Annotated in this window: 22 protein-coding genes and 3 tRNA genes; 16 read left to right on the forward strand and 9 right to left on the reverse strand. The window is 63.6% G+C overall.

The window, feature by feature from the left end:
- Nucleotides 1-18 precede the first annotated feature (18 nt).
- The 6 genes from R0382_RS08940 to R0382_RS08965 all read left to right on the forward strand — a co-directional run bounded on the left by R0382_RS08940 (nucleotide 19) and on the right by R0382_RS08965 (nucleotide 5,531).
- Nucleotides 19-855, forward strand: a complete 837-nt coding sequence (locus tag R0382_RS08940; RefSeq protein WP_432724036.1) for a ferritin-like domain-containing protein — start codon at nucleotides 19-21, stop codon at nucleotides 853-855.
- Entirely contained in the window at nucleotides 852-1,346 is a 495-nt protein-coding gene (rfaE2, locus tag R0382_RS08945; RefSeq protein WP_432724038.1) for a D-glycero-beta-D-manno-heptose 1-phosphate adenylyltransferase, read from the forward strand. Before R0382_RS08940 ends, rfaE2 begins: the two co-directional genes overlap by 4 nt.
- Nucleotides 1,333-2,667 carry a mechanosensitive ion channel family protein gene (locus R0382_RS08950; RefSeq protein ID WP_432724040.1) on the forward strand — a complete coding sequence of 445 codons (1,335 nt, stop codon included), beginning with the start codon at nucleotides 1,333-1,335 and terminating at the stop codon, nucleotides 2,665-2,667. Before rfaE2 ends, R0382_RS08950 begins: the two co-directional genes overlap by 14 nt.
- A 125-nt stretch (nucleotides 2,668-2,792) precedes the next feature.
- Complete coding sequence (locus tag R0382_RS08955) at nucleotides 2,793-3,974, forward strand: DesA family fatty acid desaturase (protein ID WP_432724041.1); 1,182 nt, start codon at nucleotides 2,793-2,795, stop codon at nucleotides 3,972-3,974.
- Between the two features lie 89 nt (nucleotides 3,975-4,063).
- Nucleotides 4,064-4,414 (forward strand): RidA family protein, encoded by a 351-nt coding sequence (locus tag R0382_RS08960; RefSeq protein ID WP_432724043.1) that lies wholly within the window; start codon nucleotides 4,064-4,066, stop codon nucleotides 4,412-4,414.
- A 37-nt stretch (nucleotides 4,415-4,451) separates the two neighbouring features.
- Entirely contained in the window at nucleotides 4,452-5,531 is a 1,080-nt protein-coding gene (locus R0382_RS08965) for a glycoside hydrolase family 18 protein (protein WP_432724045.1), read from the forward strand.
- Nucleotides 5,532-5,563: 32 nt separating this feature from the next.
- On the opposite strand, the gene R0382_RS08970 is transcribed toward R0382_RS08965, so the two are convergent.
- The gene (locus tag R0382_RS08970) at nucleotides 5,564-7,201 is read right to left on the reverse strand and encodes an electron transfer flavoprotein-ubiquinone oxidoreductase (RefSeq protein WP_432724046.1); all 1,638 of its coding nucleotides are present in this window, start codon (nucleotides 7,199-7,201) and stop codon (nucleotides 5,564-5,566) included.
- 108 nt (nucleotides 7,202-7,309) lie between these two features.
- On the opposite strand from R0382_RS08970, the gene R0382_RS08975 reads away from it, so the two are divergent.
- Genes R0382_RS08975 through R0382_RS08985 form a run of 3 tightly spaced genes read left to right on the forward strand, consistent with a single transcriptional unit; the run spans nucleotide 7,310 to nucleotide 9,771 of the window.
- Nucleotides 7,310-8,062 carry an electron transfer flavoprotein subunit beta/FixA family protein gene (locus R0382_RS08975; RefSeq protein WP_432724048.1) on the forward strand — a complete coding sequence of 251 codons (753 nt, stop codon included), beginning with the start codon at nucleotides 7,310-7,312 and terminating at the stop codon, nucleotides 8,060-8,062.
- Nucleotides 8,059-8,991, forward strand: coding sequence for an electron transfer flavoprotein subunit alpha/FixB family protein (locus R0382_RS08980; RefSeq protein WP_432724049.1), 933 nt, complete (start codon nucleotides 8,059-8,061; stop codon nucleotides 8,989-8,991). Before R0382_RS08975 ends, R0382_RS08980 begins: the two co-directional genes overlap by 4 nt.
- 3 nt (nucleotides 8,992-8,994) lie before the next feature.
- Nucleotides 8,995-9,771, forward strand: a complete 777-nt coding sequence (locus R0382_RS08985) for a ferredoxin--NADP reductase (protein WP_432724050.1) — start codon at nucleotides 8,995-8,997, stop codon at nucleotides 9,769-9,771.
- 743 nt (nucleotides 9,772-10,514) lie between these two features.
- On the opposite strand, the gene cadR is transcribed toward R0382_RS08985, so the two are convergent.
- On the reverse strand, nucleotides 10,515-10,949 hold the full coding sequence (gene cadR / locus R0382_RS08990) for a Cd(II)/Pb(II)-responsive transcriptional regulator (protein WP_432724051.1): 435 nt from the start codon (nucleotides 10,947-10,949) through the stop codon (nucleotides 10,515-10,517).
- A gap of 61 nt (nucleotides 10,950-11,010) precedes the next feature.
- Here cadR and R0382_RS08995 point away from each other — a divergent pair, with 61 nt between their 5' ends.
- Together R0382_RS08995 and R0382_RS09000 are read left to right on the forward strand one after the other, a co-directional pair.
- Nucleotides 11,011-13,356 carry a heavy metal translocating P-type ATPase gene (locus R0382_RS08995; RefSeq protein ID WP_432724053.1) on the forward strand — a complete coding sequence of 782 codons (2,346 nt, stop codon included), beginning with the start codon at nucleotides 11,011-11,013 and terminating at the stop codon, nucleotides 13,354-13,356.
- Nucleotides 13,357-13,388: 32 nt separating this feature from the next.
- Complete coding sequence (locus R0382_RS09000) at nucleotides 13,389-13,667, forward strand: zf-TFIIB domain-containing protein (protein WP_432724055.1); 279 nt, start codon at nucleotides 13,389-13,391, stop codon at nucleotides 13,665-13,667.
- Between the two features lie 60 nt (nucleotides 13,668-13,727).
- On the opposite strand, the gene R0382_RS09005 is transcribed toward R0382_RS09000, so the two are convergent.
- The 4 genes from R0382_RS09005 to R0382_RS09020 all read right to left on the reverse strand — a co-directional run bounded on the left by R0382_RS09005 (nucleotide 13,728) and on the right by R0382_RS09020 (nucleotide 16,982).
- Nucleotides 13,728-14,189: a hypothetical protein gene (locus R0382_RS09005; protein WP_432724057.1), complete on the reverse strand. Its 462-nt coding sequence runs from the start codon at nucleotides 14,187-14,189 to the stop codon at nucleotides 13,728-13,730.
- 20 nt (nucleotides 14,190-14,209) lie between these two features.
- On the reverse strand, nucleotides 14,210-15,157 hold the full coding sequence (locus R0382_RS09010; RefSeq protein ID WP_432724059.1) for a LysR family transcriptional regulator: 948 nt from the start codon (nucleotides 15,155-15,157) through the stop codon (nucleotides 14,210-14,212).
- On the reverse strand, nucleotides 15,154-16,578 hold the full coding sequence (gene sbcB / locus R0382_RS09015; RefSeq protein ID WP_432724061.1) for an exodeoxyribonuclease I: 1,425 nt from the start codon (nucleotides 16,576-16,578) through the stop codon (nucleotides 15,154-15,156). The genes R0382_RS09010 and sbcB overlap by 4 nt, the downstream gene beginning before the upstream one ends.
- A 125-nt stretch (nucleotides 16,579-16,703) precedes the next feature.
- Nucleotides 16,704-16,982 carry a DUF5710 domain-containing protein gene (locus R0382_RS09020; RefSeq protein WP_432724063.1) on the reverse strand — a complete coding sequence of 93 codons (279 nt, stop codon included), beginning with the start codon at nucleotides 16,980-16,982 and terminating at the stop codon, nucleotides 16,704-16,706.
- Between the two features lie 194 nt (nucleotides 16,983-17,176).
- Here R0382_RS09020 and R0382_RS09025 point away from each other — a divergent pair, with 194 nt between their 5' ends.
- The 3 genes from R0382_RS09025 to R0382_RS09035 all read left to right on the forward strand — a co-directional run bounded on the left by R0382_RS09025 (nucleotide 17,177) and on the right by R0382_RS09035 (nucleotide 20,070).
- The gene (locus R0382_RS09025; protein ID WP_432724065.1) at nucleotides 17,177-18,370 is read left to right on the forward strand and encodes an aromatic amino acid transaminase; all 1,194 of its coding nucleotides are present in this window, start codon (nucleotides 17,177-17,179) and stop codon (nucleotides 18,368-18,370) included.
- Nucleotides 18,371-18,776: 406 nt separating this feature from the next.
- On the forward strand, nucleotides 18,777-19,571 hold the full coding sequence (locus R0382_RS09030) for a DUF2092 domain-containing protein (protein ID WP_432724066.1): 795 nt from the start codon (nucleotides 18,777-18,779) through the stop codon (nucleotides 19,569-19,571).
- Nucleotides 19,572-19,587: 16 nt separating this feature from the next.
- Nucleotides 19,588-20,070: a hypothetical protein gene (locus R0382_RS09035; protein WP_432724068.1), complete on the forward strand. Its 483-nt coding sequence runs from the start codon at nucleotides 19,588-19,590 to the stop codon at nucleotides 20,068-20,070.
- Between the two features lie 189 nt (nucleotides 20,071-20,259).
- On the opposite strand, the gene R0382_RS09040 is transcribed toward R0382_RS09035, so the two are convergent.
- The 3 genes from R0382_RS09040 to R0382_RS09050 form a co-directional block, all read right to left on the reverse strand.
- A tRNA-His gene (locus R0382_RS09040) sits at nucleotides 20,260-20,335 on the reverse strand.
- 34 nt (nucleotides 20,336-20,369) lie between these two features.
- Nucleotides 20,370-20,446: transfer RNA gene (locus tag R0382_RS09045), tRNA-Arg, on the reverse strand.
- Between the two features lie 29 nt (nucleotides 20,447-20,475).
- Nucleotides 20,476-20,552: transfer RNA gene (locus R0382_RS09050), tRNA-Pro, on the reverse strand.
- Nucleotides 20,553-20,680: 128 nt separating this feature from the next.
- Here R0382_RS09050 and folD point away from each other — a divergent pair.
- A complete protein-coding gene (gene folD, locus R0382_RS09055) occupies nucleotides 20,681-21,535 on the forward strand; it encodes a bifunctional methylenetetrahydrofolate dehydrogenase/methenyltetrahydrofolate cyclohydrolase FolD (protein WP_432724070.1) in 855 nt (284 codons plus the stop codon).
- The gene (locus tag R0382_RS09060) at nucleotides 21,510-22,562 is read left to right on the forward strand and encodes a quinone-dependent dihydroorotate dehydrogenase (RefSeq protein WP_432724071.1); all 1,053 of its coding nucleotides are present in this window, start codon (nucleotides 21,510-21,512) and stop codon (nucleotides 22,560-22,562) included. The genes folD and R0382_RS09060 overlap by 26 nt, the downstream gene beginning before the upstream one ends.
- Nucleotides 22,563-22,578: the final 16 nt, after the last annotated feature.

The raw sequence follows: 22,578 nt of genomic DNA on the forward strand, positions 1-22,578 counted from the left end.
GCGCAGGAGTCGATCCCGATGCTTTACCCGCAATTGTTCGCCGACCTTGAAAAAGCCCGTTGGGACATGGCCGACGATATCCAATGGGATGCGTTTGACGCCAGCTTGTTGTCCGACGAACAGGCGATGACGATCAAGATGAACGCAATCACCGAGTGGTCGGCACTGCCGGCGACCGAGATGTTCTTGCGTGACAATCAGGACGACAGCGACTTTTCGGCCTTCATGTCGATCTGGTTTTACGAAGAACAGAAGCACTCGCTGGTGCTGATGGAGTACCTGCGCCGCTTCCGTCCGGAACTGGTGCCGACCGAGGAAGAACTGCACGAAATCCGCTTTAGCTTCGATCCGGCGCCGGCTCTGGAAACGCTGATGCTGCATTTCTGCGGCGAAGTTCGCCTGACCCAGTGGTATCGCCGTGCGTCCGACTGGCATACCGAGCCGGTGATCAAGCAGATCTACAAAACGCTGTCGACCGACGAAGCACGTCACGGCGGCGCTTATCTCAAATACATGAAGCGCGCGATCGACAAGAATGGCGATGAAGCCCGGGTGGCCTTTGCCAAGATCGGCTTCCTGATGGCGTCGAGCGCCCGCTCGGGCAAGCCGATGCATCCGACCAATCTGCACGTCAGCAAGGAGCACTTCCCGCGCGACACCATCCAGAGCCGTTTGCCGGATCCGGAATGGCTTGAGCGCTGGCTCGACGAACAGATCCAGTTCGACAAGGAATGCGAAGGCCGGGTGATCGGCGGGATTCTGCGCAATCTGTCCAGCCTGTTCGGCGAAAAGTTCGAGACGCCGGCCGAGCTGAACCGCTTCCGCAAGCAATTGCTGGCCGCGAAGGGCGAATGAGCATGCTGTCGGTTCCCTTCGAGCAGAAGCTGTGTCCGCCCGAGCAGCTGGCTGAACGGCTGGTGGCGCTGCCGCGGCCGCTGGTGTTCACCAATGGCTGTTTCGACATCCTGCACCGCGGCCACGTGACCTATCTGGCGCAAGCGCGTTCGTTGGGGGCCGGCATGATTGTCGCGCTGAACACCGATGCATCGGTGCGCCGCCAGGGCAAGGGGGACGATCGGCCGATCAATGCGCTCGAACAGCGCGCCGCGGTGATCGCCTCGCTGGAGAGCGTGAGCCTGGTGACGTGGTTCGATAGCGATACGCCGTACGAGCTGATCCTGGCCGCGCGCCCGGACATCCTCGTCAAGGGCGGCGACTGGGCCGTCGACAAGATCGTCGGCGCCAAGGAAGTGATGGGCTGGGGCGGGGCGGTGCATTCAATCCCATTCCTGCATCAGACATCGACAACACGTACGCTGGAGAAAATTCGTAGTGCAACTTGCTGATCGGCACAATCTCGTCATCGACCTGCTGGCCGATATCGGCCGCGCAGGCTGGTTCAGCCCGCATATGCTGGCGCAAGCCGCGGTATTGGTCGTGGTGCTGTTCCTTGCCTGGTGCGGCAATACCTATCTGAAGCCCAAACTCGGCCTCGAAAACAGTCGTTGGCGTGCCGGCGGTGAAGGACTGCTGCGGATCTTCTTCCCGGTCAACGCGCTGATCCTGCTGTTCGTCAGCGCCTACCTATTGCGTCTGGTCTATCCGGAGCGTCATTCCCTCCTGGCGATCGCCATGGTGCTGATGACGGCGATGGTCAACATCCGGGTGCTGGTCTACATGCTCCGGCATGTGTTCAACGGCGCCCAGTGGGTCCGGCGTGGCGAGCGTTACATTGCTGCCGCCATCTGGGGCCTGTACGCGCTGCACGTCGTCGGCATCCTGCCCGAGGTGGCCGAGGCGCTCGATGCGATCAGCTTCACGATGGGCAAGGGTCGGGTCTCGGTCCTGCTGATCCTGCAGGGGCTGCTGTCGGTCGCGGCGACGCTGCTGATCGCGCTGTGGATTGCCCGCCTGATCGAGCGGCGGCTGATGCGCGCCGAAGTGATCGACATGAACGTTCGCGTCGTGCTGGTCAAATTGGCGCAGACCGGGCTCGTCGTCCTGGCGGTGATCATTGCGCTGCCGCTGGTCGGTATCGATCTGACGGTGCTGTCGGTGTTCGGCGGCGCGCTGGGCGTCGGTCTCGGTTTCGGTTTGCAGAAGATCGCCTCGAACTATGTGTCGGGTTTCATCATCCTGATCGATCGCTCGATCAAGATCGGTGACCTCGTCAACGTCGATAACCGCTTGGGCGTGATTACCAGCATTACGTCGCGCTATGTCGTGCTCAAGAGCGCCGACGGCACCGAGGCGCTGATTCCGAACGACACGCTGGTGACGTCGACCGTCGTCAACCAGTCGTATCGCGAAAAGCAGGTCTGGACCAAGGTGCCGGTGTCGGTTGCGTACGAGAGCGACCTCGATCTGGTGATGAAGCTGCTGGTCGACATCGCCAGCAAGCATCCGCGCATCATGACCGACCCGCCGCCGCGCGCCTATGTCGAGCTGTTCGCGGCCAGTGGTGTCGATATGTCGGTCGGCTTCTGGCTCAAGGATCCGGAAAACGGCCAGCTCAGCCTGCGTTCGGAAATCAACCACCAGATCTGGGCAGCGTTCCGTGAGCACGGCATCAGCATCCCGTTCAACCGGCTCGACGTGGTCCACTTCCGGCCGAGCGAGCGACTGGCCGGCGACGGCAATCTGCAGGGATCGTCGCAGCCCGAGTGAAAACTGCCATGGTCATATTTTGTATGAACGGTCGGGCACGTTAGCAAAAAATTGAGTACTATCAACCCCTTGCCCGCGCGCTATCGCTGCGCGGGCGTTTTTCTATGACTGGAGAATCGACGATCATGACTTGGCTGAACGGCCTGATCGACCTGCCTTGGTGGGGCTATATCGTGGTGATGCTGGTGTTCACGCATCTCACCATTGCTTCGGTGACGATCTATTTGCATCGCCATCAGGCGCACCGCGCCATCGACCTGGGTCCGATCCCCAGCCACTTCTTCCGTTTCTGGTTGTGGCTCACGACCGGCATGGTCACCAAGCAATGGGCGGCGATTCACCGCAAGCACCACGCCAAATGCGAGACCGCCGAAGATCCGCACAGCCCGCAAGTGCTCGGGATCAAGAAAGTGTTCTTCGAGGGCGCCGAGCTTTACCGCGCCGCGTGCAAGGTCGACGAGACCATGGAGAAGTTCGGCCACGGTACGCCGGACGACTGGCTTGAACGCAATGTCTACAGCAAGCACAGCGCGCTGGGCCCGACGACGATGATGATCGTCAACCTGGCGCTGTTCGGCGTCAACGGCATCTGGATCTGGGCGCTGCAGATGATGTGGATCCCGATCTGGGCTGCCGGCGTCATCAACGGCCTCGGTCACTATGTCGGTTACCGCAACTTCGAGTGCGAGGACGCGTCGACCAATCTCGTGCCGTGGGGCATCCTGATCGGTGGCGAAGAACTGCACAACAACCATCACACCTTCGGCACGTCGGCGAAGTTCTCGTACAAGTGGTTCGAGTTCGACATCGGCTGGGGCTATATCCGGGCGATGGAAATGTTGCGGATGGCCAAGGTCCGCCGCGTGGCGCCGAAGATGAAGACCGTCGGCGCGCGGCCGGAGCTCGACGAGCAAGCGCTGAGCGCCATTGTCGCCAACCGTTACGCGATTGCCGCCAGCTATGCGCGGACATTCAAGGAAACGGTCGCCGACGAGTTCGACAAGCTGCGCGCACAGGCGCACCTGCCGCAGGTCGACCTGAAGCAGATGAAGATCTGGCTGAAGCAGGATGCCAAGGATACGTCGGCCAGCGACAAGCCCAAGCTCGACGCCATCCTTGCGCACAGCAAGGTGCTCGATCAGGTTTACCAGATGCGCCAGGAATTGACCCGTCTGTGGGAGCGTTCGGCGCTGTCGCGGCCGGAGCTCGTCAAGCATCTGCAGGACTGGTGCAACCGCGCCGAGGCCAGCGGCATCAAGGCGCTGCAGGATTTCTCGATGCGCCTGCGCACCGTGGCCGTGGTCTGATTCCGGACCGCGCCCAGCGCACAAAAGGCGAGCCTGAGGGCTCGCCTTTTGTTTTATGCTGCTAGGAATACCTGATCAGGGAGACCGGCATGTCGAGCATCCAGCGTTATCACATCGGCCCGCGCTTGGCCGAGATTGTCGTTCACAACAATACAGTCTATCTGGCCGGGCAGATTGCCGATACGCTAGACGGCGATGCTCGTGCCCAGACCGAAGAGGTTCTGGCCTGTATCGACCGGCTGCTTGCCGAGGTGGGTTCCGACAAGCAGAAGATCCTTTCGGTGACGATCTATCTGGCCGAGATGGCCGACTACGACGACATGAACGAAGCATGGTCGGCGTGGGTGCCGCAAGGACATACGCCGGCACGGGCGACGGTCGAGGCCCGCCTCGCCGATCCGCGCTACAAGGTTGAAATGTCGGTGATCGCTGCGCTGTAATCCGCGCCAGGCAGTCGGTCCCGCGATTGGAGAACGCATGACTGCCCCAACGATCCTGCTGGCGTACATCGCCGGCTGGCAAGATTTTTCCAGCATGCCGCTCGAGCGCGATGCCGAGCGGCTGACGCACATCTGTTACGCCTTCGCCAATATCCGCGACGGCGAGGTCGTGCTGTTTTCCAATAGTGAAGAGGCGGGCGGCCAGCCGCGCGCCGAGTCGCGCATTGCCGATCTGGTTGCCTTGCGCGCACGCCACCCGCATCTGAAACTGCTGATCTCGATTGGCGGCTGGGGCGCCGATGGTTTTTCCGACGCGGCATTGACGACCGAAAGCCGCGCCGCGTTTGCGGCTTCGGCGATTGCCTTCATGCAGCGCTACGGTTTCGACGGCATCGATCTGGACTGGGAGTACCCGAGCAACGATATGGCCGACATCAAGGCCCGCCCGGAGGACAAGCAGAACTTCACGCTGATGCTGGCCGAGCTGCGCCGGCAACTCGACGCCTTGTCCGACACCGAAGGCCGCAAGGCCGGCGAGCGCTATCTGCTGACCATCGCCGCCGGCGCGGGCCAGTATTACCTCGATGGCGTCGAAATGGCCACGGTCGCCGACCAGTGCGATTTCGTCAACCTGATGACCTACGACTTCTACAACGGCTGGGCCACGCGTGCCGGCCACCACACCAATCTCTACAACACCCCCGGTGATCCGGACGGCGACAGCTGTGCCAAGGCCGTTGCGTTGTTCACCGCGGCTGGCCTGTCGCGCGACAAGCTCGTGCTCGGCTGCGCGTTCTACGGTCGCAGCCTCAAGGGGGTTGGTGCCGCCGGATTGGGCGCGCCGGGTACGCCGAAGAGCAACGGTTTCGATTCGTTCACGCTGATTTCCGAACTCCTGGCTTCGGGACGGGCGGTGCGCCACTGGGACGCCGATGCGCAGGCGCCATGGTTGCTCGTCGACGGTGATACCTTCATTTCCTACGACGACGCCGAATCGATCCGCGCCAAGACCGACTTCATCCGTCGCGAAGGACTGGCCGGTGGTTTCTTCTGGGAATACACCGAAGACCGGACCGACACGCTGCTCACGACCTTGTGGCAAGGTCTGCAGGACTGAAAAAAAACCGCCGGAACCCGGCGGTTTTTTTGTCACATGCGGCTGTACTGCGGGCCGCCACCACCTTCCGGCGTGACCCAGACGATGTTCTGCGTCGGGTCCTTGATGTCGCACGTTTTGCAGTGCAGGCAGTTGCTGGCGTTGATCTGCAGTCGCGGGCCGTTGTGATCCTCGACGATTTCGTAGACGCCGGCCGGGCAGTAACGCGATTCTGGGCTGGCGAACTTGGCGAGATTGACGTCGATCGCCCTGGCCGGATCGGTCAGCCGCAGGTGGACCGGTTGATCCTCGGCGTGCTGGACGCTGGAGAAGGCCAGTGAGGTGAGCTTGTCGAAGCTCAGCACGCCGTCGGCCTTCGGATAGATGATCGGCGTGAATTCGTTCGCCGGATGCAGCTTGGCGGCGTCGCTGCCGCTGTGCTTCAGCGTCCACGGTAGCCGGATGCCGAACTGGCGCAGCATCAGCTCGGCGCCGGTACAGGCTACGCCGAGCAGCGTCCCGAAGCGCGACAGCATCGGCTTGGCATTGCGAACGGCATCCAGTTCTTTCCACGTCCACGACTGCTTCAGCGCGGCCGGGTAGGCGACGAGCTCATCGTGGCTGCGGCCGGCGGCAATTGCCTCGGCGATGGCGTCGGCGGCGATCATGCCCGAGTTGATGGCGTTGTGGACGCCCTTGATCCGCGGCAGGTTGATGAAACCGGCCGAGTCACCGATCAGTGCGCCGCCGGGGAAGGTCAGCTTCGGCAACGATTGCAAGCCGCCTTCGGAAATGGCGCGGGCACCGTATTCAAGCCGCTCGCCACCGTCGAGGTGGGCGCGGATTGCCGGATGCGTCTTGAAGCGCTGGAATTCTTCGTACGGATTGATATAGGGATTGGCATAGTCGAGGTGGACGACGAAGCCGACGGCGATCAGGCCGTCGCCCTGATGGTAGAGGAAGCCACCGCCACCAGTGCTGTTGTCGAGCGGCCAACCAAGCGAATGCACGACGGTGCCGGGCTGGTGCCGTGCCGGTGCGGCGCGCCACAATTCCTTCAGGCCGATGCCGAACTTCTGCACGTCGCTATCGGCGCGCAGTTTGAACTGTGCTTCGGCTTTGCGTGTCAGCGAACCGCGCGCGCCTTCGCCGAGCAGCGTATAGCGGGCCTTGATCAGCATGCCGGGCGCGTACTCGGGGCCGGTCTGGCCGTTGCGCTTGATGCCGAAGTCGCCGGTGATCACGCCGTTGAGCGCACCGTGTTCGTCGAGCGACAATTCGGCTGCGGCAAAACCCGGGTAGATCTCGACGCCGAGCGCCTCGGCCTGCGTGCCCAGCCAGCGCGACAACTCGCCGAGGCTGATGATTTCACAGCCGTCGTTCTTGAGCATTTTCGGCAGCAGCGCGTGCGGCAGCGTCTCGGCTTCGGACTGCTTGAGCCAGAGCATTTCCTCGCGCTTGACCGGCGTGCGCAGCTTCAACGGCGCCTTTCGCCATTCGGGCAGCAGTTCGTCGAGCGAACGCGGGTCGATGACCGCGCCCGAGAGCAGGTGGGCGCCGACTTCCGGACCCTTTTCGAGCACGCAAACGCTCACGTCGGGCGCGCGTTGTTTGAGGCGGATCGCCGCGGCCAGACCGGCCGGGCCGGCGCCGACGATCACAACGTCGTATTCCATTTCGTCGCGTTGCATTAAGTACTCGTTCGCATATCTAAAGAACGGATATAAAATATAGAAACAATCCGATTAACTGATATTTTAATGCCGAATAAAATGTCGGGCAAACACAAGGAGTGCCCAGTGAAAGTTCTTGTCGCCGTCAAACGCGTCGTCGACCACAACGTCCCCGTTCGCGCCAAGCCGGATGGCAGCGATGTGGAGCTCGACGGTGTACGCATGAATATCAATCCCTTCGACGAAATCGCCGTCGAAGAAGCCCTGCGTCTGAAGGAAAAAGGCGTTGCGACCGAGATCGTCGCCGTCAGCCTCGGTAGCGCGGCCAGCCCTGAAGCGCTGCGTCACGCGCTGGCGATGGGCGTCGATCGTGCGCTGACCGTCGAAACCGGTGGCGCCTTTCTGCAACCGCTCGCGGTCGCCAAGCTGCTGAAAGCCGTGGTCGAGCGCGAACAGCCGGGCCTGGTGCTCGTCGGCAAGCAGGCGATCGACAACGACGCCGGTCAGGCCGGGCAGATGCTCGCCGCATTGCTCGACTGGCCGCAAGCGACGTTCGCGTCCGAGCTGAAGGTCGAAGCCAGCGAAGCCGTGGTGACCCGTGAAGTCGACGGCGGCGTCGAGACCATCGCCCTGAGCCTGCCGGCCGTGGTGACCTGCGACCTGCGCCTGAACGCGCCGCGCTTCGTCAAGTTGCCCAACCTGATGATGGCGAAGAAAAAGCCGATCGAAGTCCTCGACGCGGCCGAGACCGGCGTCGACTTCGCGCCGCGCGTCAAGCGCACCAAGGTGGCTGCGCCGGAAGTGCGCAAGGCCGGTATCAAGGTCGCCAGCGTGGCAGAGCTTGTCGAAAAACTGCGTGCTTCGGGAGTGCTGTCATGAGCGTACTGATTCTGGCCGATCATGATGGCCGTCAATTGAAGGCGGCGACCCGTCGTGCCGTCGGTGCTGCCAAGGCCTGGAATGCGGCCATTCATCTGCTCGTCGTCGGCGAAGACACCGCCGCCGTGGCACAGGACGCAGCGCTGCTCGATGGCGTGACCCGCGTGTTGCGCGTCGATGCCGCGCATCTGGCGCACCCGCTGGCGGCCGATGTCGCCAATATCGTCAAATCGCTCGCTGGCGACTTCCAGGTCATCCTGGCGCCGCACAACACCCTGGCCAAGGATGCGCTGCCGCGCGTCGCCGGCCTGCTGGATGTGGCGATGATCGCCGATGCGGTCGAAATCACCGGCCCGCGCACTTATGTGCGGCCGATCTACGCCGGCAATCTGCTGGCGACGGTCGAGAGCAGCGATCCCATCCAGGTTGTCACCGTGCGCGCAACGAGCTTCCCGGCCGCAGGTGCGGCCGCTGCGCCGGCCGCGATCGAATCGCTGTCGGCCCCGGCTGCCGATACCCGCGTACGCTGGGTGTCGGAAAGCAAGAATGCCTCCGAGCGTCCGGAGCTGGCGTCGGCCCGTGTGGTCGTCTCCGGCGGCCGTTCGTTTGGCGAACGCTTCGAAGAGCTGCTCGGCCCGCTGGCCGACCAGCTCGGCGCCGCGATCGGCGCAACCCGCGCTGCCGTCGATGCCGGCTTTGCGCCGAACGAACAGCAGGTCGGTCAGACCGGCACCGTCGTCGCGCCCGAGCTCTACATCGCCGCCGGCATTTCCGGCGCGCAGCAGCATCTGGCCGGGATGAAGGACAGCCAAGTCATCGTCGCGATCAACCACGACCCGGACGCCGCGATCTTCCAGGTCGCCGATTTCGGCCTTGTCGCCGACTTGTTCGACGCCGTCCCGCAACTTACCAAAGCACTGGAAAAATAATAAATGAGCACCTACGCCACAGAAAAAATCCTCTCGGTCCACCACTGGAACGACACGCTGTTCAGCTTCAAGACCACGCGCGATCCGGGCCTGAAATTCGAAAACGGCCAGTTCGTGATGATCGGCCTCGAGATCAACGGCAAGAAGGTGATGCGCGCGTATTCGATCGCCAGCGCCAACTACGAAGAGCATCTCGAATTCTTCAGCATCAAGGTGCAAAACGGGCCGCTGACGTCCGAGCTGCAGAAAATCAAGGTCGGTGACGATCTGCTGGTCAGCCGCAAGCCGACCGGCACGCTGGTGCTGTCGGACCTGAAGCCGGGCAAGACGCTGTACTACCTCAGCACCGGTACCGGTCTGGCGCCGTTCATGAGCCTGATCCAGGATCCGGAAGCCTACGAGCAGTACGACAAGATCGTGCTGTTCCACGGCGTGCGTACGGTGTCGGAACTGGCCTATGCCGACTTCATCCAGAACGAGTTGCCGAACAACGAGTTCTTCGGCGAGGAAGTGCGCAACAAGCTGATCTACTACCCGAGCGTGACGCGTGAGCCGTTCCGCAACCAGGGTCGTCTGACCGATCTGGTCGAATCGGGCAAGCTGTTCGAGGACATCGGCCTGCCGCCGTTCAACCCGGAAACCGACCGTGCGATGCTGTGCGGTAGCCCGGCGATGCTGGAAGACACTTGCCGTCTGCTGGACGAGCGCGGCTTCCAGGTCAGCAAGCGGATCGGCCAGCCGGGCGATTATGTGATCGAACGGGCTTTCGTCGAGAAGTAAATCGGCTTGGCCCGGTGCTGCGCTTTGTCGCGCAAGGGCTCGTGTACTTGATGTACACGTCGCCCTTCCGCTTCGCGCGCGGCATCCAGGCGAAGCCGTTTGATACGCTTCGATAGAACAGACGGCCCTTCGGGGCCGTTTTGCATTGGGGGCTGGGTTAAGCGCCTGCGGCGCGAGTAAAGGCGTTTGATGCGTGTTCCGCCGCGCGAACGGGAAGGGCGCTTTGTCTCGCCAAAGCCCCCTTCACCCCAAAGGCGTGCGCTGCATCGCGCGTCGCTAAGCGGCATAGCCGCTAAGCTTGGGCGTGACCGCGCCTGCGGCCCTCCGGGCTGCCCTCGATCGGTCGCGAGCCAAGCCTGAAACTGCTTGTCTCGCTCCACTCCTCGGCGCTGGCGAACGGGATGAAAGACGGTGCACTTTTCGCCGCAGCCGGTTTGCCTCGTGTTTGTTCACTGCCCGTTGCACACCGCCCCGATCCCCTCAGTAGCGCCGAGCAGCGCAAGCCGGCACGGGGCCGTCGGGGATCGCTGTTTGAGCGCCGCGAGTTTGTGATTCCCGCCGTGGCGGCTGAGCAGCACCGGGAGCCCCGAAGGGGCGCGAATGCGGGGGCGCCTTCTTTTGGATCCTTTTCTTGGCGAAGCAAGAAAAGAACCCGTCCGCCGGGCGGAACCGGCATCAATGCTTTTACAACTGCGCCGAGGGCGCTAAACGCATACATTGTATGCGCGTAGCACCAACGCACCTCACCCCAAATGCGTATGCCGATGCGCAGCCCTCGGCTCCGCCTCCATCTCGTTCAGGCCCTGCACGATCCCACAGGCATCGACCGGAAACTCGCCGTTGCAGCGATGCCGCAGCGCGATCAACTGCTTCTCCAGTTCGGCCAGCTCGGCAATGCGCGCCTGTACATGGCCGAGGTGGTCGTCGACCAGATGGTTGACCGCGCCGCAGCCGGCGGCCGGGTCGTCGACGAAACCGAGCAGCGTGCGGATTTCCTCCTGCGTCATGTCCAGCGCGCGGCAATTGCGGATAAAGCGCAGCCGCTCGGCATGGTGCGGGCCGTAGCTGCGGTAGTTGCTCGCCGTGCGCTCGGCGGTCGGCAACAGGCCTTCCTTTTCGTAGTAGCGTACGGTTTCGACACTGCATTGTGCCGTCTGCGCCAGTTCGCCGATTTTCATCGCTTGACCTTGTAGTGACTTCAGGGTGTGTACTGTATTCATATCGCAAACGGAGTCCATCATGTCCAGTTGCTGCGGCCACGATCATGAGCAAAAGCCGACGAGCGGGTCCGGCGCAGCCGGATCGACGCTCCGTTACCGCAAGGTCGGCGAACATCGTCACGACCACGACCACGACCACGACCACGACCACGACCACGACCACGACCACGACCACGACCACGACCACGACCACGACCACGACCACGACCACGACCACGACCACGGCGCGGCGTGCGGTGCGCCGGCGGCCACCTTGCAGCCGCTGCAGGCCAGCACCGCCGGGGCCGAAGGCATCACCACGCAGATCCGCATTGGCGAGATGGATTGCCCGACCGAAGAGGCGCTGATCCGCAAGAAGCTCGGTGGTATGACGGCGGTGCGCCGGCTCGAGTTCAATCTGATGCAGCGCGTGCTGACCGTTGTGCACGCGCCGGACGCGCTCGATGCGGTGCTGAACGCGATACGCTCGCTCGGTTTTACCCCCGAGTTGCCCGAAGCCGGCGTCGCCCCGGCGCCGGCGGTCAGAAAGCCATGGTGGCCGCTGGCGCTGGCTGGCGTGCTGGCCGTTGGCGCCGAGGTCGTCGAATGGGCCGGGCTGCCGGTGTGGCTGGCCGCGCTGCTGGCGATTGCCGCCGTCCTCGCCTGCGGGCTGACGACCTATCGCAAGGGCTGGGTCGCGATCCGTAACGGCAATCTCAATATCAACGCGCTGATGAGCATCGCCGTGACCGGCGCGCTGATCCTCGGCCAGTGGCCCGAAGCGGCGATGGTGATGGTGCTGTTCACGCTGGCCGAGCTGATCGAAGCCAAGTCGCTCGACCGCGCCCGCAATGCGATCGCCGGGCTGATGGATCTGGCACCCGAGCGTGCAAGCGTGCGGCACGGCGATGGCCGCTGGCTCGAGGTCGATGCCAAGACGGTGATCGTCGGCGACGTTGTACGCGTCAAACCGGGTGAGCGCGTCGCGCTCGACGGCGAGATCGTTCAGGGTAGCTCGACGATCAATCAGGCGCCGATCACCGGCGAAAGCCTGCCGGTCGAGAAGGGCGAGGGCGATCCGGTGTTTGCCGGCACGATCAATGCATCGGGGTCGTTCGATTACCGCGTGACCGCCGCCGCGGCGAATACGACGCTGGCGCGCATCATCCACGCGGTCGAAGAGGCGCAGGGCGCCAAGGCGCCGACGCAGCGCTTCGTCGACCAGTTCGCCCGCGTCTACACGCCGATCGTGTTTGCCATTGCCTTGCTGGTCGCGGTCGTACCACCGTTATTCGATGGTGCGTGGCTGGCGTGGATTTACAAGGCCTTGGTGCTGCTGGTGATCGCCTGCCCGTGCGCGCTGGTGATTTCGACCCCGGTGACCATCGTCAGCGGACTCGCCGCCGCCGCGCGGCGCGGCATCCTGATCAAGGGCGGCGTTTATCTGGAAGAAGGCCGCAAGCTGAAAACGCTGGCGCTCGACAAGACCGGCACGCTGACGCACGGCAAGCCGGCGCAGACCGAATCGGCGGCTTGGGGCGATGCCGACCTTGGCGCCGCAACCGCGCTGGCGGCCAGCCTGGCCGGCCGCTCCGACCACCCGGTGTCACAGGCCATCGCCCGCGCGGCGGACGGCGTGGCACGGCACGAGGTGAGCAATTTCGAAGCCCTGCTCGGTCGCGGCGTGCGTGGCGACATCGATGGCCGGGCATACTGGCTCGGCAACCACCGGATGGTGCACGAGCAAGGCCGTTGCTCGATGGCGCTGGAGGCGCGGCTCGATGTACTCGAGCGGCAGGGCAAGACCGTGGTGATGCTGGCCGATGCCGAGCGTGTGCTGGCGCTGTTCGCCGTCGCCGATACCGTCAAGGAAAGCAGCCGGCAAGCGGTGGCCGAGTTGCACGCACTCGGCGTGCGGACGGTGATGCTGACCGGCGACAACCCGCATACGGCCGAAGCGATCGCAGCGCAGGTCGGCGTCACCGAAGCGCGCGGCGATCAGCTGCCGCAGGACAAACTCGCGGCGGTGGAACAATTCGGCCGCGACGGCGTCACAGGGATGGTTGGCGACGGCATCAACGATGCGCCGGCGCTAGCGCGGGCCGATATCGGCTTTGCGATGGGCGCCATGGGCACCGATACCGCGATCGAAACCGCCGACGTCGCGCTGATGGACGACGACCTGCGCAAACTGCCGGCCTTCGTGCGGCTGTCGCGGGCGACGCATGCGGTGCTGGTGCAGAACATCGTGCTGGCGCTCGGCATCAAGGCGGTGTTTCTGGCGCTGACGCTGGCCGGGCTCGGCACGATGTGGATGGCGGTATTCGCCGACGTCGGTGCCAGCCTGCTGGTCGTCGGCAACGGCTTGCGGCTGTTGCGTCGCTGACCCCCGCATTCATACTTTCAAGGAGTCGTGTCATGCAATGCCCAACCTGTGTCGACGAACGTCTGGTGATGAGCGAACGCCAAGGCGTCGAGATCGATTACTGCCCGCGCTGCCGCGGCGTCTGGCTCGATCGTGGCGAACTCGACAAGATCATCGAGCGCGCGCAAGTGCAGGACGCACCCAAGCCGTCCCAGCCGCAAATGCAGCCGCAACCCAGCGGCGACTATCACGGCGCTGGCCACCAGCACGGCAAGTACGAACAGAAGCACTACAAGCGCAAGAAATCGATTTGGGAAGAACTGTTCGACTGAGGCAGAAGGGGGCGGTCAGCGGTACTCGATCGCCCGGCCGCTGGCGTCGCGTGTTATCGCTTATTGCTGCGGTTGGCGCAGACGGATGATGTATTCCACTGCGTCGGAATAGACCATCTTTCCGATTTCGTGGGTATCGCAGTCCATAACACCGATCAGTTCGGCCGGCACCGCCACGCCCCATTGCGCGCCTGAGAATGCTTGTGGGTAGGCAGTGCCTTTGGGATTTTTCGTGTGGAGATAAACCGCATTGTTGCCGGTATCTTCGCAGACCGTTGCAAATATCTGGATGGTTTGCCCGCTCGTTGAGGCCAAGCGTTCAGCCTGCTTTAACAGCTTGTAGGTCTGGGCCGCAACGGCGGCCCTGTTTTCGGCGCAACGATTGCCCTTGGCCTTCCAGTCCGGGTGCGTATGCCACAAATCAAACCATGTGGCGTAGTTCAAGCGGCTCAGGGACGCGAGGCTTTTACGCTCCTCGCGGGCCCAGTAAGCGGCCATGCGTTTCCGGTATCGTTTATCCATCTTCAACCCCGAATGAGTTGCTAGCGGTACTCGATCGCCCGGCCACTGGCATCGCGCATGACGATCTCGTCGCTGCGCGTCGCGCCGGCGGTCACTTCGCGGCAGAGTGCGATAAAGGCCTGCATGCCCGGGGTGTGGAATTTCTGCTTGTGCCAGACGATATGGAACTGCCGTTGCAGATTCAGCTCGGCGACTTCGATCGGTACCAGGCTGCCGCGGCGGAACGCTTCCTTCAGCGCCAGTCGCGAGATGCACGAGACCCCCATGCCGGCCTCGACCGCGCGCTTGATCGCCTCGGTGTGTTCGAGTTCGAGCCGGACGTCCATTTGCGAGCGCACCGAATGAAAGGCGTTTTCGAAGGCCTGTCGCGTCCCCGAGCCGGGCTCGCGGACGATCCACGGCTGGCGCGCGAGCATGTCGATCGTCACGTGTTTTTCGCGTGTTAGCGGGTGATCGGGGGCGGCAAAGACGACGAGCTCGTCGGACACCCACGGTTCGGCGCTCAGATCCGGGTTCGGGTTGTCGCCCTCGATCAGGCCGAAATCGAGTTCGAAATGCGCGACCTTGCGCAAGACCTGCTCGGTGTTGTGGACGTCGAGCTGGACCCGGCAACCCGGATAGCGGCGCATGAACTCACCGACCAGCAAGGTGGCGAGGTAGTTACCGATGGTCAGCGTTGCACCGAAGCGGAAGCCGTTCAGCCCGGCGTTGCCGGCGAGCAGGCTTTCGATTTCGCCAGCGCGGTCGAGCAGCTCGATCGCACGCGGCAGCAGCGCGCGGCCCGATTCGTTCAGCTGCAGCCGCTTGCCGCGGCGATCGAACAGGCGCACGTCGAACTGCTTTTCCAGCTCGGCCAGCGCGGTGCTGGTCGCCGATTGCGACAGATTCAGCGCCTCGGTCGCGCGCGACACGCTCTCGAAGCGGCCGACCGCGACAAAGACTTCCAACTGCCTCAGCGTATATCTCATCCGCCGAACTCGGGCGCGATGGATTCGGCGTAGTCGTATAGCGCGGCGAGGATGGCTTCGCCGCGTTCGTCTGCGGACTCGGCCAGCGTGTCGATGCGGCCGCAGTAGTCCTCCAGCGTCAGGTAGCCGTCGCGGCCTTCGAACAGGCGCTCGCTGCGCAGCTGCGCCCAACGATCGAGCTCGGCCTCGGTCAGCGACGCGGGGAAGTTGCGTGCGCGGTAGCGGAACAGCAGCTCGTCCAGGCGGCGGTCGTCGAAGCTGGCGCGCGTCGCGGCGAGCGCTTCGCCGTCGAGGCCGCGCAGCCGTTCCAGCGTGCGCCGGTCGTTGTTCGACAGAAAGCCGACGTACAGATCCTGGTCGACGTCGGCGGTCGGCGGCAGATCGCGCTTGAACACCTGCGCCCACGGCAGCGCTGGCGCATCGCGCAATAGCGCGGCGTGGCGCTCGATCGCGTCGAAATCGACACCCCAGCGTTCGGCTTGGGCCGGCTGCAGCGTTTTCAGATTGCCGATGACGATCGGCGACTTGTTGATATGGATGGTTTTGACCGGCAACCGGCTCACGCCTTCGGGCAGTGCATCCGCGCGGCTGAACATCCGCGTGCGGATGGTCTCGGCATCGAGCGCAAACAGCTCGCACGGGTCGAACGCCAGATCCCAGACGATCAGTTCATTCTTGTTGCTCGGATGCCAGGCGAGCGGCCAGACGGCGGCGATACAGCCGCGATCGGTGCCGAACATGCCGGAAACATGCAGGAAAGGCTTGGGGTCGCTGCCGATCTGCGCCAGCACCGCATCTTTCTTGCGCAGGCTCAGGCAGAAGTCGAACAGCTTGGGCTGGTGGGAGCGGATCAGCCGCGCCAGTGCGATCGTTGCCCGCACGTCCGAGACCGCGTCGTGCGCCGCTTCGTGCGCAAGGCCGTTGGCGCGCGACAGATCCTCAAGCTTGAAGCTCGGTCGGCCATCTTCGTGGCTCGGCCAGTTGATGCCTTCGGGCCGCAGCGCCCAGGTCGTGCGTACGGTGTCGAGCAAGTCCCAGCGGCCGCAATCGTTCTGCCATTCGCGCGCGTACGGGTCGTACAGATTGCGCCAGAACAGGAAGCGGGTGACTTCGTCGTCGAAGCGGATGGTGTTGTAGCCGACGCCAACGGTGCCCGGCTGAGCCAGTTCGGCCTCGATGCCGGCGGCGAACTCGCGTTCGCTCACGCCGCGTTCGAGGCAGTGCTGCGGCGTGATGCCGGTCAGCAGACAGGATTCGGGGTCGGGCAGCCAGTCCGGCGTCGGCTGGCAGAAAATCTCGACCGGCGCGCCGGTCTCGTTCAGTTCGAGATCGGTGCGGATGCCGGCGAACTGTGCCGGCCGGTCGCGGCGCGGCACGACGCCGAAGGTTTCATAGTCGTGCCAGAAAAAGCTAGTGCTCATGGGTGCGGATCGCCGAAGGCCGTGGAAAGAGGGACTGTCGACATGATCGGCGATCCGGGCAAGCTGCGACAAGTTGCATACTGCCTATGTGCGTCGGCGAATCGCGCTGGGCGGGATGGCTGCGCTCATTCCCAGGGCGGGGTTTCGCCGTCGTAGGCGACGAAGCCCGGCGGCAGCACCGGTTCGCGGATTGACTCGGCGCCGGCTGCTGGCGTCGCGTCCGGAGACAACCACTGCGCGAACGGCGCCAGCTCGGTGCCTTGCGGCACATACCATTTCTTGCGTGCCGGATCCCAGCGTGCGCCGAGGGCCTTGGCGGCGTCCTTCTCGGCAAACGGTACCGCCAGGTAGCACTGGACGCGGGGCCGGCCGGCCGAACTTTTGGGGGATGGGCTTGGGGTCATAAGGGCTCCTGAAGGCCGGCCATGATACCGCGCCGGGCCGACCGGGGCCGGCTGCATGCTGCTCACCCGTGCCGCGTTGCGTTCGGGATTGCCATCGGTGCGTGGCGAAAGCGCGGCAGATGCCGCACAATCGTCGGCGACCGCCGTGTGGCCATACCGCCCCGGCCTGACCCCCAACGATTGCGAGATTGCTCATGTTTGCCCATGTCGATACCTATCCCGGCGACCCGATCCTGTCGCTGGTCGAAGCGTTCCAGCGTGATACCCGGCCGGAGAAGGTCAATCTGGGCATCGGCATCTATTACGACGAAAGCGGCGTGATTCCGCTGCTGCCGTCGGTGACGCAGGCGCAGACCGCTCTTGCAGGCCCGGCCCGGCTGCCGTATCTGCCGATGGAGGGCGATGCCCGCTATCGTGCGCAGGTGCAGAAGCTGCTGTTCGGCGCCGACAGCGCCGTGCTGAAGGCGGGGCGGATCGCGACGATCCAGACCCTGGGCGGCTCGGGCGCGCTGAAGATCGGCGCCGACCTGCTCAAGCGCTATTTTCCCGAGAGCGAGGCCTGGGTCAGCGATCCGACCTGGGACAATCACCGGGCGATTTTCGAAGGCGCCGGGATCAAGGTCCACGACTATCCATACTTCGATGCCGAAACCGGCGGCGTGCGCTTCGACGCGATGTGCGCCACGCTGAAATCGTTGCCGGCGCAAAGCATCGTCATCCTGCATCCGTGCTGCCACAACCCGACCGGTGTCGACCTGAGTCAGGCGCAATGGCAGGCCGTGATCGGCATCGTTGCCGAGCGCGGGCTGATCGCCTTTCTCGACATCGCCTATCAGGGCTTTGGCGACAATCTCGACGACGACGCCTACGCGATCCGCGCAATGGCCGACGCCGGGCTCGAATTCTTCGTCAGCAATTCGTTCTCGAAAAACCTCGCGCTGTACGGCGAGCGCGTTGGCGGTCTGTCGGTCGTCTGCGGCACGGCCGATGATGCCGCGCGGGTGCTGAGCCAGATGAAGCTGACCGTGCGCCGCAACTATTCAAGCCCGCCCACCAGCGGCGCACGCGTCGCGGCCAAGGTCCTCGACGACGACGCGTTGCTGGCGCAATGGACCGGCGAAGTCGCGCAGATGCGCGAGCGGATCAAGGCGATGCGCCGGGCGTTGTACGACTGCCTGGCCACGGCGTACCCGACGCGTGATTTCGGCTACCTGCTCACCCAGCGCGGCATGTTCAGCTACACCGGCCTGAGCCTGGCGCAGGTCGATCGCTTGCGCGACGAGTTCGCCGTCTACCTGATCCGGACCGGGCGGATGTGCGTGGCCGGGCTGAATGCGGGCAATGTCGACTATGTGGCCAAGTCGATTGCGGCGGTGCTGGCCGAGTAAAGCCGGCCTGTCGCAAACCCGGAAAAGCCCCTGGATAGCCAGGGGCTTTTTTGCGACTCAGCTGGCCGTTGCGGCGCAAGCCGTACCTCAACGGCTGATCGGCGCTGGCGATATGCAAATTAACTGGCTGCCTGTTCGGGCTTTGGCGTATTGTCCAAACCGGCCGCATTCAACATATTGTTTATGCGTCACGCATTCACAGGCGCTAGCGAAAATGGCGCCGCACGGCGCGGTTTGGCGAGGTGGAGCGGGGCGCGTTCGCAGCCATGCTTTCGCATCAGTACGCCGACATACGGCGGGAATCGACCGTGTGTGCAAAGGAATTTGTGCAACTTGTTGTCTTAAGCAATTTTCTGGTCTATTGGGTAACACAATGGATAACGTGAACCGAAACGGAGGACGAAACATGCTTGTGCGTACTATGTTGGGCAGTCTGAGCGTGATTGCGCTGCTCGGCGCTGGCACTGCCAGTGCAGAAGAAGTCAAAGCGGCCGATGCCAGCAAGCCGGTAGCAGCGGCACCGGTGGTGCGCGAGACGCGCGCGATCGATGCACTGCAGCGCATGTCGAAGAACCTGCGTTCGCTTGAGCGCTTCGAAGTCACCGCGCATAGCGATATCGACCGACTCGACGACGCCGGTCAGCTGATCAAGTTCAGCAACGACGTCACTTACAAGATTGCGCTGCCGAACCGGCTGTACGCCAGCATCGTCAACGGCCGTGCCGATCGGGAAATGTTCTACGACGGCCAGCAGTTCACGCTGTACGGCAAGAAGCTGAACTACTACGCGACCGTCAAGGCGCCGGCGACCGTGGGTGAGCTGGTTGCGACGCTCGACGACAAGTATGGTATCGAGCTGCCGCTGGCCGACCTGTTCCTGTGGGGTACCGATCAGGCGCCGGTCAGCGATATCCAGGCCGCCCGTTATGTGGGTGCTTCGATCTTCGGCAAGCAGGTCTGCGACCAGTACGCCTATCGTCAGGGGGATGTGGACTGGCAGTTGTGGATCTCGCGCGGTGACAAGCCGCTGCCGTGCAAGCTGGCCATCGTCGACAGCAGCGATGCTGCTCGCCCGCAGGCCGTGATGAGCTATCAATGGCGCCCGGATGCGCGTCTCGCGGCGTCCACCTTCAAGTTCACCGCGCCCAAGAACGCCCATCCCATTGTGCTGAACGCGGCTACCGCCGCCGACAAGCAATAAGCACAGGAGACTCACTATGAAACAACAGCTTTCCTCGCTGGTGCTCGCATTGTGCGCCGTGTCGCTGGTTGTGCCCCAGCTTGCCGAAGCCCGCGACGGCCGGGCGCGTACCAGCGTCAACCAGGTCGATCGTGGTAACCGGGGCGCCAACCGCAACGTCAACGCCAATGTGAATCGCAACAAGAACGTCAACGTCAATTCGAACCGCAACGTGAACCGCAACGTCAACGTGAATCGGGATATCGACGTCAACGTCAATCACCGTGGCGGTGGCTATTACTACGATGATGACTATCATCCGATCGCGACCGCGGTCGGCGTGACCGCGGCCGTGGCCGTGACGGCTGCGGTGATCGGCTCGATCACGCGCACGCTACCGCCGAACTGCGCGCCTTACGCCTACTCGGGGGTTACCTACCAGCAGTGCGGCAATACCTGGTATCAGCCGCAGTACTCGGGTACCACGGTGCAATACGTCGTCGTCAATCCGCCGCGCTAAGCGCTGCGTTTGATCGGAGAGCCGGACGGGCGCGATGGCGCTTGATCCGGCTTTTTTACGTTCAGCGTGGGGGCGCTGTGCTGCGGGAGGTGTCGCGGGGTGGTAAAGGCGATCGAGGGGAGGGTGGCACTGCGCTTGGCCGGCCGCAGAAAAGCAAAAACCCCTTGATTGCTCAAGGGGTTTTTAACTTGGGGTGGCTGATGGGGCTCGAACCCACGACAACAGGAATCACAATCCTGGACTCTACCAACTGAGCTACAGCCACCACTGAAACTGATCATGCCAACTGCCGGGAAAACTGGCGCACCCGACAGGAATCGAACCTGTAACCTACGGCTTAGAAGGCCGTTGCTCTATCCGGTTGAGCTACGGGCGCCGTGTTTCCAGCGTTTGAATCATAAATTCTGGTCGGGGCGGTGGGATTCGAACTCACGACCCCCTGGTCCCAAACCAGGTGCGCTACCAGACTGCGCTACGCCCCGAACAGAGGGCGGAATATAGCCCGCTTCGCCCGGGGCCGTCAACCCCCTGATACCCGGTGATTGAGTGAAATCGCGCAACAATGAGAGAATGCGCCAATTATTCAGACAGTTGCTTCCGGAGTTGCCCGATGTCCGCCCAGATCCTTGACGGGAAAGCCATTTCTCAAGAACTCATCCGCGACGTGCGTGCGCGCGTCGATGCGCGCGTAGCTGCGGGCAAGCGGGCGCCGGCGCTGGCGGTGGTGCTGGTGGGGAGTGATCCGGCGAGCCAGGTCTATGTCGGCAACAAAAAACGCCAGTGTGAAAATGCCGGCATCACCTCGCTGGCCTACGATCTGCCGGCCGATACCGGCGAAGCCGAACTGCTGGCGCTGGTCGAGCAGCTGAACAACGATGATGCCGTCGACGGCATTCTGGTCCAGCTGCCGCTGCCCAAGCACCTGAACGCCGAAAAGATCATCGAACTGATCGATCCGGCCAAGGACGTCGACGGTTTTCACCCGTACAACATCGGCCGGCTGGCGCTGAAGATGCCGTTGCTGCGTCCGTGCACGCCGCGCGGCGTGATGACGCTGCTGGAAAAAACCGGTATCGACATCGTCGGCAAGGATGCGGTCATCGTCGGCGCGTCGAACATTGTCGGCCGCCCGCAAGCGCTGGAGCTGCTGCTGGCGCGTGCGACGGTCACCGTCTGCCACAGCAAGACGACCGATCTGGCCGCCAAGGTGCGCGGTGCCGATATCGTCGTCGCCGGCGTCGGCATCCCCAACTTCGTCAAGGGCGAGTGGATCAAGGACGGCGCGATCGTCATCGACGTCGGTATCAATCGGCTCGAAAGCGGCAAGCTCTGCGGTGACGTCGAGTTCGACGTGGCGAAGGAAAAAGCCAGCTGGATCACCCCGGTGCCGGGCGGCGTCGGCTTGATGACGGTGGCGACGCTGATGCAGAACACGCTCGATGCGTGCGAAAAGCGGGGCGCCTGAGTTGAGCTACGCACTGGTTCGCCCGCTGCTGTTCGCGCTCGACGCCGAGCGTGCGCACGGCCTGACTTTCGGCTTGCTCGAAACACTGCACAGCTTCGGTTTCCTGCGCGCCTTCACGCATCAACCCGAGCCGTCGCCGGTATCGGTGATGGGGATTGAATTCCCGAACCCGGTCGGCCTTGCCGCCGGTCTCGACAAGAACGGCGAGCACATCGACGCGCTCGCCGAACTCGGTTTCGGCTATCTCGAAATCGGTACGGTGACGCCGCGCCCGCAGGCCGGCAACCCGAAGCCGCGGCTGTTCCGGCTGCCGGAGGCCGAGGGCATCATCAACCGGATGGGCTTTAACAACGGCGGTGTCGATGCGCTGATCGAGAACGTCCAGCGCGCGCAGTACAAGGGCGTGCTCGGCATCAATATCGGCAAGAACGCCGATACGCCGATCGAGAAGGCGACCAACGATTACCTGATCGGCCTCGAGAAAGTCTACGAGTACGCCAGCTATGTGACGGTGAACATCAGCTCGCCGAATACCAAGAACCTGCGGCAGCTGCAGCAGGCCGACGAGCTGGCGCATCTGCTGGACGCGCTCAAGACCAAGCAACTGGCGCTGGCCAATCGCGACGGCCGCTATGTGCCGCTGGCGCTGAAGATCGCGCCCGATCTCGATGCGCACCAGGTCGAGGATATCGCCGAGCGGCTGGTCAACAGCGGCATCGACGCGGTCATCGCGACCAATACCACGCTGGCGCGCACCGGGGTCGAGCATCTGAAGCACGGCAAGGAAGCCGGCGGCCTGTCCGGCGCGCCGGTGCGCTCCAAGTCGACGCACGTGATCCGCGATCTGGCCGAGGCCTTGCACGGCAAGCTGCCGATCATCGGCGCTGGCGGCATCCTCGCTGGCGAGCATGCGGTCGAGAAAATGCGCGCCGGTGCCAGCCTCGTGCAGGTCTACAGCGGCTTGATCTATCGCGGGCCGCAACTGGTGGCCGACTGCGTCGAAGCCATCGCCGCATTGCGCGACTGAGTCCGGGTCGACGCCG

Origin of the sequence: Jeongeupia wiesaeckerbachi (assembly GCF_050916355.1) — a bacterium.
In the GTDB taxonomy this organism is placed as follows: domain Bacteria; phylum Pseudomonadota; class Gammaproteobacteria; order Burkholderiales; family Chitinibacteraceae; genus Jeongeupia; species Jeongeupia wiesaeckerbachi.